Source organism: Elioraea rosea, assembly GCF_007644105.1.
Taxonomy (GTDB): Bacteria; Pseudomonadota; Alphaproteobacteria; order Acetobacterales; family Acetobacteraceae; genus Elioraea_A; species Elioraea_A rosea.
The window spans coordinates 1-12439 of the sequence record NZ_VFAC01000067.1; the positions used below are offsets into that span (position 1 = coordinate 1).

Annotated in this window: 10 protein-coding genes; 4 read left to right on the top strand and 6 right to left on the bottom strand. The window is 70.0% G+C overall.

What is annotated here, in order from left to right; all coding sequences use genetic code 11:
* The coding region (locus FIF60_RS20720) for a DUF4175 domain-containing protein (RefSeq protein ID WP_144300193.1) at nucleotides 1-2172 on the top strand (2172 nt) is incomplete at its 5' end.
* Nucleotides 2173-2229: 57 nt separating this feature from the next.
* Here FIF60_RS20720 and FIF60_RS20725 read toward each other — a convergent pair.
* The 3 genes from FIF60_RS20725 to FIF60_RS20735 form a co-directional block, all read right to left on the bottom strand.
* Nucleotides 2230-3816: an ABC transporter substrate-binding protein gene (locus tag FIF60_RS20725; protein ID WP_144300194.1), complete on the bottom strand. Its 1587-nt coding sequence runs from the start codon at nucleotides 3814-3816 to the stop codon at nucleotides 2230-2232.
* A 133-nt stretch (nucleotides 3817-3949) separates the two neighbouring features.
* Complete coding sequence (locus FIF60_RS20730; protein WP_144300195.1) at nucleotides 3950-5050, bottom strand: hypothetical protein; 1101 nt, start codon at nucleotides 5048-5050, stop codon at nucleotides 3950-3952.
* 183 nt (nucleotides 5051-5233) lie between these two features.
* On the bottom strand, nucleotides 5234-6610 hold the full coding sequence (locus FIF60_RS20735; protein ID WP_158639333.1) for an amidohydrolase family protein: 1377 nt from the start codon (nucleotides 6608-6610) through the stop codon (nucleotides 5234-5236).
* Nucleotides 6611-6729: 119 nt separating this feature from the next.
* Between FIF60_RS20735 and FIF60_RS20740 the strand changes: the two genes are divergently transcribed.
* A complete protein-coding gene (locus FIF60_RS20740; protein WP_144300197.1) occupies nucleotides 6730-8502 on the top strand; it encodes a monovalent cation:proton antiporter-2 (CPA2) family protein in 1773 nt (590 codons plus the stop codon).
* 6 nt (nucleotides 8503-8508) lie between these two features.
* Here the strand turns inward: FIF60_RS20740 and FIF60_RS20745 are convergent, their stop codons facing one another.
* Nucleotides 8509-9384, bottom strand: coding sequence for a CDP-alcohol phosphatidyltransferase family protein (locus FIF60_RS20745; RefSeq protein WP_144300198.1), 876 nt, complete (start codon nucleotides 9382-9384; stop codon nucleotides 8509-8511).
* The gene (locus tag FIF60_RS20750; RefSeq protein ID WP_144300199.1) at nucleotides 9381-10076 is read right to left on the bottom strand and encodes a phosphatidylserine decarboxylase; all 696 of its coding nucleotides are present in this window, start codon (nucleotides 10074-10076) and stop codon (nucleotides 9381-9383) included. Before FIF60_RS20750 ends, FIF60_RS20745 begins: the two co-directional genes overlap by 4 nt.
* Nucleotides 10077-10121: 45 nt before the next feature.
* On the opposite strand from FIF60_RS20750, the gene FIF60_RS20755 reads away from it, so the two are divergent.
* Together FIF60_RS20755 and FIF60_RS20760 are read left to right on the top strand one after the other, a co-directional pair.
* Entirely contained in the window at nucleotides 10122-10595 is a 474-nt protein-coding gene (locus tag FIF60_RS20755) for a hypothetical protein (protein ID WP_144300200.1), read from the top strand.
* A gap of 225 nt (nucleotides 10596-10820) precedes the next feature.
* A complete protein-coding gene (locus tag FIF60_RS20760; protein WP_144300201.1) occupies nucleotides 10821-11870 on the top strand; it encodes a hypothetical protein in 1050 nt (349 codons plus the stop codon).
* Here FIF60_RS20760 and FIF60_RS20765 read toward each other — a convergent pair.
* On the bottom strand, nucleotides 11867-12439 hold a 573-nt coding region (locus tag FIF60_RS20765), incomplete at its 5' end, for a LysM peptidoglycan-binding domain-containing protein (RefSeq protein ID WP_144300202.1). The genes FIF60_RS20760 and FIF60_RS20765 overlap by 4 nt on opposite strands.

Here is a 12439-nt window from a genome sequence, read left to right on the forward strand (position 1 = left end):
CTGAAGGTCGGCGCGCCGCACCCGGGCCTCGCCGCGCGCGATCGGCGCGCGCTGCGTGCAGCGATCGGCGTTGCCGCCGTCGCCGCCATCGTCGCCGCGGGTGGGGACTGGCGGGGGCGCCTCGCCGCGGCGGTGACACCGGTGCTGTCGCCGCCCACCGCCTCGCCTCTTCCCGTCCGGCTCGACGTGTGGGTGACGCCGCCTGCCTATACCGGGCTGCCGCCGCTCTTCCTCCGCGCCGAACCCGGCGAGGCGCAGGAGATCCCGGTTCCGGCCGGAAGCAAGCTCGCCGCGCATCTCTCCGGCGGCACGGGCGGCGTGCCGGTTCTCGTCATCGATGGTGCCGCGACCGCCTTCAGCGCGCTCGATCAGAACGCCTTCACGGCGGAGACGGCGATCGCAGGGGGGCGGCGGCTCGAGGTGACGCGCGATGGCGCCGTGGTCGGTGCCTGGCCGCTCCGCGTGATCGCCGACCAGGCGCCCACCGTCGCCTTCCTGAGCCCGCCCGCGCCCGCACCGAGGAGCCCGCAGCTCCGCATCGCCTTCGAGGCGGTCGACGATTACGGCGTCGCCTCCGTCACCGCGCTGCTTGCCCTGCCTGCGCGGCCGGACCTGGCGCAGCATGCCGTGCCTGTCGCCGAGCCAGGCGATGCGCAGCGCAGCCTTCGCGGCGCCGCCCAGCCCGACCTCACCGCCCATCCCTGGGCGGGCCTGCCGGTCACGATCACGCTCGAGGCGAAGGACGCCGCGGGGCAGACCGGGCGGTCAGCGACCATGACGGTCGAGCTTCCCGAGCGTGCCTTCACCCACCCCGTCGCGCAGGCGCTCGTCGCCCTGCGCAAGCGCATGACGCTTGCGCCAGACGAGCGCAACGCCCATGCGCGCGAGCTCGACCGGCTCTCGACCGACCCGGACGCCTTCGACAACGACCTCACCGTCTTCCTCGGCCTGCGCACGGCGCGCTCGCGCACGGTGCGCGACAGGCGCGCCGAAGCCGTGGCCGAGGTGCAGGACCTGCTGTGGGAACTCGCCGTCCGCATCGAGGAGGGTGGGCGCGACCGCACGCTGCGCCAGCTCAACGCCGCGCGCGAGGAGCTGCGCGAGGCGCTCGAGCGGGCCGAGCGCGGCGATCCGGTCGACCCGCAGGAGCTCGAGCGGCTCGCCCGCCAGCTCGAGGAGGCGATGCAGCGCTACATGGAGGCGCTTGCCGAGGCGATGCGGCGCGACGGCGTCGAGACGCTGCCGTTCGACCGCAACGCCCGCGTGCTCGACCAGCGCGACATGCAGCGCATGGCCGAGCGGATGCGCGAGGCCGCGCGGCAGGGCGACCTCGAGCGGATGCGCGAGCAGCTTTCCCAGCTCGAGCGCGCCATCGAGGCGCTGCAGCAAGGCCGCACGGCGCGCATGGAGAGCCCCGAGCGCCAGCAGCAGCGCGAGCAGGGCCAGCAGATGATGGGCGCGGTGAACGACATGCTGCAGCGCCAGGGCTCGCTGATGGACCGCAGCCACCAGCGGGCGCAGGAGAGTCAGCAGCGACAGATGCAGCAACGCCAGCAGCAGCGGACGCAGCAGCGCGGCCAGCAGCAGGGTCAACAACAGGGCCAGCAGCAGGGCCAGCAGGGCGAGCAGAGCCAGCAAGGGCAGATGGATGCGCGCCAGCAGCAGGCGCTTCGCCGCGCGCTTGGCGAGCTGATGCAGCAGTTCGGCGATTTCTCCGGCGAGATCCCCGAACCTCTCGGCCAGGCTGACCGCGCGATGCGCGATGCCGTCGAGGCATTGCGGCAGGGCAATGAACAGGGCGCGCAGGCGGCGCAGCAGCGTGCCATGGAGGCGTTGCAGCAGGGCGGCCGCGAGATGCAGAACCAAATGGCCGGTCGCATGGGCCTGATGGAAGGCGGCGACGGCGAGGGCGAGCCGGGCGGCGAGAACACCGAGCAGGGCGGCGAGGGAACCGGCGAGGGCCGGCAGCTCGGCGAGGGCCGCGACCCGCTCGGCCGGCCGCGTCAGGAGACGGTCGGCGGCCGCGACGAGGGTTCCGACGTGGCCGTGCCGGGCGAGCGGGAGATGATGCGCTCGCGCGAGATCCAGGAGGAGCTGCAGCGCCGCGCCGGCGAGCGCGACCGCTCGCAGCAGGAGCTCGACTACATCGACAGGCTGCTGCGCCGCTTCTGAGACGGCGCGGCGGAGGGGCGCGGCCGGCGCGCGAGGCTCCCGCGCGCCGGCTGTTGCTCAGGCCTTGTCGACGTTCCAGTAGAACAGCGCCGGCCCCGGGATCACGCCCTGGAGCGAGCGGCGATAGGCGATCACCGACCGGTACTGGCCGAGCGGGATCGACGTCACCTGCTCGACATGCACCTTCATCAGCTGCGTCTGGATCTCCTCGCGCCTGGCCGTGTCGCTCTCGTAGGTCCAGGCCTGCATCAGTTCCGGCACACGCCTGTCGCAGGGCCAGCCGAACCAAGCTTCGTCGCAGTGCCGCGTGAAGATGTTGAGCAGGGGGTTGGCGATGCCGGTGATGGTGGCGTTTGTCGTGAAGAGGTTCCACCCGCCCTGGCCCGGTGCGGCGCGGTTCGACCGGCGCTGCACGAGCGCCGACCAGTCCATCGCCTGGAGGTCGACATTCGCGCCCATCTTCCGAAGCGTGTCGGCCGTGACCAGCGCTGGAGGGTGAAGCGTGGCGTTGTCCGCCGGATCGAGGATGACGATGGGCCTTCCGTCATAGCCGCTCTCCTTCAGCATCGCCGTCGCCTTCGCGAGGTCCTGCGTCGGCCAGCCGAGCGCCTCGCGTTGGTTGTTCTCGCCGAAGCAGCCGAAGATCGCGCCGCATTCGCGCCAGGGCGTGCGGTCTCCCACCGTGGCGTTCATGTAGTCGGGCTGCGAGATCGCCGTCTGCAGCGCGCGGCGGGCGAGCACGTTATCGAAGGGCGGGTGCAGGTGGTTGATGACAGTGAATAGCTGGTAGCCGAGCGGATCGTTCGGCGCGACGATCACGTCGCGGTGCCGCGCGAGCTGCGGCGTCAGGTCGGGCGCCGGGCTCTCGAGCATGTCGAGCTCGCCCGCCATCAGCCCGTTCGCTGCCGTCGCCGCATCGGGGGTGTAGAGCGTCTCGACCCGGTCGACCTTCACGACCTTGCCGCCGGCCGCCTGGCTCGGCGGTTCGGAGCGCGGCACGTAGCGGGTGTTCTTCTCGTAGACGACCTTCACGCCGGCGATCCATTCCTCGCGCACGAACCGGAACGGGCCGGAGCCGATCACCTCCGAGATCTGCTGCCCCGGGTCGGTGCGGGCGAGCCGCTCCGGCATCATGAAGGGCACGTTGCTGTCGATCTTGCCGAGCGCGTCGAGCACGAAGCCGACGGGGCGCTTCAGCTTCAGCTCGAACGTGCGGTCGTCGCGCGCCTCGAGGCTGTCGGTGACGGCGAGCAGGGCGCGGCCCATGCCGTCGCGCGCGCCCCAGCGGCGGATGGAGGCGACGCAATCGGCCGCGCGGACGGGCGTGTCGTCATGCCACATCAGCCCGTCGCGCAGCCGGAACGTCCAGGTCAGCTGGTCGCCGGAGACGCCGTACTCGCCGACCATCTGCGGCTGCGGCTTGTTCTCCGCGTCGAGCGAGAACAGCGTGTCCCACACCATGTAGGCGTGGTTGCGGGTGATGTAGGCGGTGGTCCAGATCGGGTCGAGTGCACGGAGATCGCCGATCGGCACAGCGCGAATCACCTTCCGCGCTCCCTGCGCATCGGCACGCTTCGTCGTCGCGTTAAGGATCGCCGGCGCGGCTGCGAGCCCCACCACGAGATGCCTGCGGCCGACCGTCATTCTTCGTCTCCCGGTATTGCGAAACCCCGGCGCAGGCTAGGCACCTCTCGCCCGATCCGTCAAACCCTCGCAACGAATTTTCCTTCCCTCGGATGGGGCGACGGACGCGGCGCACGTCCGTCGCCCCGCCTGGTCAGGCGAACAGGATGTCCGCCTCGCCGAGCACGACGCCGCGCGCGATGAGCGCTCCGCCATCGGCGAACGCGATCAGCGTGTCCTCGCCGATCTGCGAGACCTCGAACGCGCCCGGATCGACGTTCTCGAGGATGATCCGGTCGCGGCCGCTTTCGAAGCCGGTGAGCAGATCGACGCCATCGCCGAACGCGTAGCGGATCGTTACTGCCCCATCGGAGAGCTGAAGCGTGTCGGGCAGAACGACGTCGATGGCACCGTCCTCTCCGATGCTCCAGGAGCCGCCGTCCCGGCCGAGGCAAACATCGAGGGCCGCTTCGACCAGGCGCGCGGCAGAGACGAAGTCGTGCCCGTCCCCGGTCGCGACGAACACGGTCTGGCCCAGGCCCGTCAGCCCGAGCGTCTGGCCGTCGATCGTCTCCTCCTCGTTGTCACCCCGGAGAAGCACGATCGCGTCGTTGAACACGGAGCCGCGAATATCGAAGCTTGTCTGCCATTCCGGTGAGTTCGAGGCGAGGAAGAGGCCGAGCTGGAGACTTTCGGGGCTTTCCGTTGCATCCACCTCTCCGCGCTTGGCATTGGCGATGACGAGGTTGGTGCGCGCGATCGGACCCTCGCGGACGATCTCGTCGGCCGGCGTGTCGCCGATCTTTACCCTGACGTCGACGAGATTGTCGATCACGACGCTGTTGAGCGAGCCGAGCAGCTCGCTGGTCATCAGCATCTCGAGATTCTTGATGCCGTTCCATGATCCGGGGTCGACCGAGATCTCGAGGAAGTCTTCGCCGTCCTCGGCGAAGATGCCGAGCTCCGGATTGCGGGGGCCGGCCGCCGTCTCGAATGCGCGCCCATCCTCAAGCGCGGCGGCGAGGAAGGAGCCCGAGAAGCTGCCATCGAGCGCCCAGTCCAGCGAGGCAAGAAGCGTGTCTGCGCCCGCCTGATCGAGCGGGGTATCGCCCAGGTCGAACGCCGAGCGTGCAACCGCGGCGGCAGCGCCTTCCACTATGCCTGCCCCGGTGCCGGCAGTGCTTCCCGGCGCTGCCCATGTGTCGCGCGTGCCGAACGCTGCGGAGCCCTGCGAGAGCAGGATATAGCTTTGCATGATGCGCATCCTTTCGCGAATGTCCCGGCTTGCCGCGGGATGCGGCGCGCCGGCGCCTCCGCTAGGGGCGCGATGTTTCCAGCCGGTTTCTCTCCCGCTTCCTGGTCGGAAACAACCGATCAACTCGCGCGGAGGTTACGAAACGATGACGCGATTACGATAGGCGTACGGAACGTTTCGCTATCAAATAAACCCCTTTGGCCAGGGCAGGTCCGGCCGCTGGTCGCGAAGCCGCTGCCAGGCGCGGCGGCCGGCCGTGTCGGCGCGCGACACCACGTCCTCCTCGTCGAGCGTCAGGATGCGGCCGTCGCGCATCACCCAGGCGCCATCGACCATCACCGCATCGACATCCGCAGCCTGGCCCTGGTGCACGAAGGTCGAGACCGGGCGCACCAGCGGCACGAGATGCGCGCGGCCGAGCCGGACCATGATGAGATCGGCCCGGTTGCCTTCCGCGAGCCATCCGCCGTCAGGCACGCCGAGCGCGGCGTAGCCGTTGCGCGTCGCCCAGCGCAGCGCCTGCTCCGGCGTCGGGTTGCGCCCGTCCTCGCGGCGTACGCGCTCCATGAAGAGGCCCGTCCGCATCACCTCCACCATGTCCTCTGCCATGTTGTCGCTGCCCATCGCGATGGTACAGCCATACTGCTCGAGGTCATGGATGCGCGGTGAGAGGCCCCGGCGCGCAGCGATCGCCGAGTTGAACGCAACCGTCGCGCCGGTCGAGCCGAGCAGCCGTTCCTCCTCGCACGTCATGCAACGGCAATGCGCGCAGACGACGCGGCGATTGAGGAACCCGTTATCGGCGAGATACTCCGTCGGCAGCCTGCCGCGGATCGCCTTCACCGCCTCCACCTCGCCCCAGATCTGGTTCAGATGGATGGTCGAGAGCGCATCGAGCGAGGATTGCAGGTCGGTCAGCCGCCGCAGGAGGCCAGGCGAGCACATGTCCGGCGCCCAGGCGGCGATGCCGACGGCGATGCGCCCGCCCTCCTTGCCGTGCCAGCGCGCATGCAGGTCGCTGATCCGCGTCATGCCGTCATCGGCGAGCTTCTCCGACACCTCGAAGGGCAGCTGGTCGCCGATCGAACCCTTCGCCTTGTCCCACGCGCGCTCGGCCAGCACGTAGCGAAGGCCCGACTGGGCCATCAGTGGGGCGTAGGTCGCGATGCGCGCGCCGTCCTCGAGAACCAGCGTCGTGCCGCTCCTGATCGCCTCGACGGCGCCAAGCGTACACATCAGCGCGTTCTCCTCTGCGGAAAGGTCGGGCACGGGAACCGGGGAGAGGCCGGAGTAGAAGGGCGGCTTGTGCGGCGGCGAGAGGTCCTCGTAGACGCCGCGCGCGATCGTCAGGCTGAAATGCGTGTGGGTGTTGGCGAAGCCGGGCATCACCATGTGGCGCCGTCCGTCCACCACCTCTGCGTCCGGGAAACGCGGCAGCACCTCCGCTGTCGGCCCGAGCGCCGCGATCCGCCCGCCCTCAATCGCGATCGCAGCGTCGGCGAGGACGCGATCCTCGTCGTCGACGGTGGCGATGATGGTGTTGGCGATGATGGTGGTCATGGCGTTCTCCCGGCGCGGCGCTGCGTTCGCTGCGCCGACATGCTCAGGCGGGAACGGCATTGCCGCAAGTACTCGCGAACCGGCACAGTGACGCAGCGCGCACAAAGCGGTGGTGATGCATGGCGGCAGAAGCTCACGGGCCTGACCTGGTTTCGATCGTTGCGTTGCTCGGCGCGGGTGTCGCCGCCGTGCCGCTGTTCAAGCGGGCGGGCATGGGCTCGGTGCTCGGCTACCTCGCCGCGGGCCTCTTCGTCGGCCCCTACGGCCTCGGGCTGTTCACCGATCCGCAGGCCATCCTCCATGTCGCCGAGCTCGGCGTGGTGATGTTCCTCTTCGTCATCGGCCTCGAGATGCAACCTTCGAAGCTTTGGGGCATGCGGCGGGAGATCTTCGGCCTCGGCCTAGCGCAGGTGACAATCTGCGCGGCCATGCTCGGCGGCGCCGCCTACGCCGCCGGGTTCCCGCCCCTCGTCTCGTTCGTGGCCGGCACCGGTTTCGTGCTGACCTCGACGGCGATCGTGATGCAGGTGCTCGAGGAGCGGCGCTCGCTCTCGCTGCCGAAGGGGCAGAGGATCATCGCCATCCTGCTTCTCGAGGATCTCGCCATCGTGCCGCTGCTCGCCCTCGTCGCGTTTCTCGCACCTGGGGGGGAAACGACGACGATCGCCGACAGGCTCGTCTCGATCGCGATCGGGCTTGCTGCGATCGGCGCGCTGGTCGGAGCGGGGCTGTGGCTGCTGAACCCGTTCTTCCGCATCCTCGCCGCGGCGGACGCGCGAGAGGTGATGACGGCGGCGGCCCTGCTCGTCGTCCTCGGCTCGGCGCTCGCGATGCAGCTCGGCGGCCTTTCGATGGCGATGGGCGCCTTCCTCGCCGGCGTGCTGCTTTCCGAAAGTTCGTTCCGGCATCAGCTCGAGGCGGATATCGAGCCGTTCCGCGGCATCCTGCTCGGGCTCTTCTTCCTCGGCGTCGGCATGGCGCTCGACCTCGGCGTGATCGTGTCGAACTGGCGCCTGGTGCTTGCTGCGGTCGTCGTCTTCTCGGTGCTGAAGGCGATCGGCATCTACGCGGTGGCGCGCGTCGCGAAGGCGCCGCACCGCGAGGCGCTCGAGCGCGCGGTGATGATGGCGCAGGGCGGCGAGTTCGCCTTCGTTCTCTACACCGCCGCCCTTCAGGTCGGCATCATCGATGGGCCGATGAACGCAACGCTGTCTGCTGCCGTCATCATCTCCATGGCGATCACGCCGCTGATGCTGGTCGCGCATGACCGCCTGCTGCCCAAGCCCGCGCAGTCGATGGACGGGGTGGAGGCGCCCGAGGGGCTGTCAGCCAACGTGATCATCATCGGCTTCGGCCGGTTTGGGCAGATAGTCAGCCAGCCTCTGCTGGCGCGGGGTTACGAACTGTCGCTGATCGAGAAGGACACGGAGATGATCCGCGCCGCCGCCGATTTCGGCTTCAAGGTCTACTATGGCGACGGCACGCGGCTCGACATCCTGCATGCCGCGGGGGCGGCGCATGCGCGGGCGATCCTCGTCTGCATCGACGACCAGGAAGCGGCCGTGCGCATCGCCGAGCTCCTGCGCGCGGAGTTCCCGCTGGTGAAGATCTTTGCCCGCGCGTATGACCGCGGCCACGCGCTGAAGCTGATCCAGGCCGGCGTGGACTTCCAGATCCGCGAGACGCTGCACTCCGCCATGGCCTTCGGCGAGCGCCTGCTGGTCGAGCTCGGCGACACGCCGGAGGAGGCCGCGACAACGATGGAGGATGTGCGGCGGCTCGACACCAGGCGCTTCGAGGAGCAGATCGTCGGCGGCATCTACGCCGGCAAGGACCTGCTGCGCGTCAACCTCGCCGCCACGACGGGGCGGAAGCCGCCGCCCGACAGGTGAGGCGCCTCAGGCCGTGCCTGTCTCTGCCCGAGGCTCCTCTTCCGGCGCGACAAGTGCCATTGCTTCCGCCTCGGCGCGGAGGCGGCGATAGCTGCGCACGCCGAAGGGGATCAGCGTCGCGTAGACGAGGCCGATCAGCGCGAGCGCCGCCCAGGGCTCGCTGACGAGCAGGGCGATGAAGAGGCCCGCGCCGAGCAGGAGCGGCAGGATCACCTGCTGCGGGATCTTGAAGTTCTTGAAGCTCCAGGTCGGCACGGTCGAGACCATCAGGGCGCCGACGGTGAGCAGCACGATGCCCGAGAAGGCGGGGTACTGCACGAGGTCGCCGAGCCAGGTCAGCCCCGACGCATCGGCCTGAAGCGAGACGAACAGCGGAAAGAGCGCGAGCCCCGCACCGGCCGGTGCGGGAACGCCCGTGAAGAAATTGTAGGTGTAGGCGGGCTTCGGCGCGCCATCGATCGCCGCGTTGAAGCGCGCGAGGCGAAGGGCGGCGCACACCGCGTACATCAGGCACGGGGCCCAGCCGAGGCCGCCCCAGGTCGAGAGCGTCCAGAGATAGAGCACGAGGGCGGGCGCGACGCCAAAGCAGAGGAAGTCAGCCAGGCTGTCGAACTCCGCGCCAAACCGGCTCGTCGCCTTGAGCAGCCGCGCGATCCGCCCGTCGAGACCGTCGATCACCGCGGCGATGACGATCGCCGTCGCCGCCGCGTCCCACCGCCCCGCAAGCGCGAAGCGGATCGCCGTCAGCCCCGCGCAGAGGCCGACGAGCGTCATCAGGTTCGGGATCAGCCGGTTGAAGGAGAGGCCCTTGAAGCGCGGGCGCGAGCGCCGCCGCAGCCTCTGCCGCCAGCGATCGACCGCGGGAGAGCGGGGCGGCTTCATCGCACGACCCCGAGCCTGCGCGGCTCGGCCGAGGCGAGATCGGCGATCACCGTCTCGGCGCCGATCATGATCTGCCCTTCAGCGACCAGCGGCTCGACACCCTCGGGGAGGTACAGGTCGGTGCGGCTGCCGAAGCGGATGAGCCCGAAGCGCTGGCCGGCCGCGAGCAGCTCGCCCTCCTTCACCTCGCACACGATGCGCCGCGCGATCAGCCCGGCGATCTGCACCACGCCGAGGGTGCGCCCGTCGGCCATCATCAGCGCGAGCCCGTTGCGCTCGTTGTCGTCGGAGGCCTTGTCCTCCGCGGCGTTGAGGAACTTGCCCGGATGATAGGCGATGCGGGTGACCGTCGCGTCGGCCGGGCTGCGGTTGACGTGCACGTCGAGCACGGAGAGGAAGATCGCTACGCGCCAGCGCGGTTCGGGGCCGAGGCCGAGCTCGACCGGCGGCACGGCCTGGACGACGGAGACGACGCGCCCATCGGCCGGGGCGACGAGCAGGCCGGGCCGCGCAGGCGTGGTGCGGGCTGGATCGCGGAAGAAGTAGGCGCAGAACAGCGCCAGCGCGAGCCCGAGCCACATGAGCGTCTGCGAGAACAGCCCGAGCACGAGGGCGGCGATTGCCGCGCCGGCAATGAACGGGATGCCCGCGCGATGGGGCGGGGCAAGGACCTTGGAGAGCGTGTCGAACATGGCGCGTTATAGATGCGTTCAGGGCTCGGGGGCAAAACTCCTGTCATGAACGCCCCCACCGCCCTGGTTGCCGTGACGCAGGAGGCGGCGATGTCGGCAGCGCCAGCCGTGATCGGCCGGCTCGGCCCGTTCGATGTCGGCTTCGACGGCACGCTCGCCGCGCGCGACCTGGCGGACCGGCCAAGCTTCGGCTTCCGCTGGCGCGGCCGACGCATCGCGGCGTGCCTGGACGAGGAGCGGCGGGTGGTCTTCTCGGTGCTCGCCGCGCATGTGCCGTTCACCGCCGAGTCGGCCGAGGCGCGCCCGCGCGTGATGGCGGCCATCGCCGCGCTGCGCGATGCGCTGCCGCGCGGCTGGCGGCTTCGCCTCAGCCCCGATCACGGCGTCCATCTCGAAACGGCGGCTCTGCTCGGGTCCCCGCCCACGGCGCGGCGGCTGGTCGCGGCCGCGACGGAGTTCGTCCTTGCGCTCGACCCGTGCCTCGACCTGCTCGAGGAACAGGGCGCCCGCGCTGCCTGATACGGCGCTCAGGGGGAGAGCCTGCGCCGGACGAAGTCGAGAAATTTTACACCGCTCGCGTCGTCGCGGTCCTCGCCACTAGTAAGGTCCGGTATCTCAGCCGCTTATCTGCACGGCCCCGTTCTTGCATGAAGAGAAGCCGCGTAGAGCTGTGACCGTCTCGCGAGGAGCAACGCCATGAGACGCGTCGGCCATCTGCTAGGCCGCTCAGCCTGCATCACCGCCATGGCGGGCGCGCTGTCCTTCGGCGCCCCAGCCCAGGCGAGCGTGTTCCTCCTGCTCGAACGCGACACGGACTTGGCCGGGCAGACCGACCTGTTCCTGATCGGCTACGAGGAAACGACGGCGTTCCTGAACAACACCGCCCCGGCGCAGGCCGCCCTGCCGCAGAACATCAGCGCGAACTTCTCCGCGGGCGGGCTCACGGTCGACGGGAGCGGTGCCTGGCACCTGCTGCTTGAACGCAACACGGACCTGGCCGGGCAGACCGATCTGTTCCTGATCACTTACGCGGACGCGGCCGCGTTCCTAAACAACGCGGACGCGACGCAGACCGCCTTGCCGCAGAACATCAGCGCGAACTTCTCCGCCGGCGGGCTCACGATCGACGGGAGCGGTGCCTGGCACCTGCTGCTTGAACGCAACACGGACCTGGCCGGGCAGACCGATCTGTTCCTGATCACTTACGCGGACGCGAGCGCGTTCCTAAACAACGCGGACGCGACGCAGACCGCCTTGCCGCAGAACATCAGCGCGAACTTCTCCGCCGGCGGGCTCACGATCGACGGGAGCGGTGCCTGGCACCTGCTGCTTGAACGCAACACGGACCTGGCCGGGCAGACCGATCTGTTCCTGATCACTTACGCGGACGCGAGCGCATTCCTGAACAACGCGGACGCGACGCAGACCGCCTTGGCGCAGAACATCAGCGCGAACTTCTCCGCCGGCGGGCTCACGATCGACGGGAGCGGTGCCTGGCACCTGCTGCTTGAACGCAACACGGACCTGGCCGGGCAGACCGATCTGTTCCTGATCACTTACGCGGACGCGAGCGCGTTCCTAAACAACGCGGACGCGACGCAGACCGCCTTGCCGCAGAACATCAGCGCGAACTTCTCCGCCGGCGGCCTCGTCTTCCTCGATCCTGCCGTTCCGCCGCCGCCGACGGGGGTGCCGGAGCCGCCCTCGCTGCCAACGCTCGCCTTCGCCGTCGTCCTGCTGGCAGCGGTGACCTGCGCCACTCCGCGCGTCGTCACGGCGACGCGGCAAGGCTAGCGCCGGGCGGGCTCCTGCACCTCGGCTGGCAGGGCGAACACCTGGCCGGGGTAGATCCTGTGCGGGTCGCGGATCGCGTCTCGGTTGGCGCCATAGATCACGCTGTAGTGGATGCCCCGCCCGTAGGTGCGGCGCGCGATCGTCCAGAGATTGTTGCCGGGCTGGACGACGATGCTCCGCTCGCCCATTCCCTGTGGCGGCGTGGCGGCGCGCTGGAACGGCATCTGAACCCGCCCGGTGACCCGGCCTGCGGCGTCCACCTGGTCGGCGCGGAGCTCGAACGTGCCGGGAGCGATCGGCGTTTCCGGCTCGAGGTTCCATCGTCCCTGGTCGTCTGCCGCGGCATCGCCGATGTGGCGGTTGTCGAGATAGAGGCGCACAGCCCCGCCCGGGCCTGCGCGGCCGGCGAAACGGACCTCGCCACCTTCGGCGTAATCGACCGCATCGACCGAGACGCCGCCGGTCGGGCGGCCGGTCGGCAGCGTCGCTGCTGCTACCGGCGCGGGCGTCGGGGCCGCTGCAGGGGCGGCAGCCGGCGCCGGCGACGCAGCGGCGACCTGGGCGGCAGG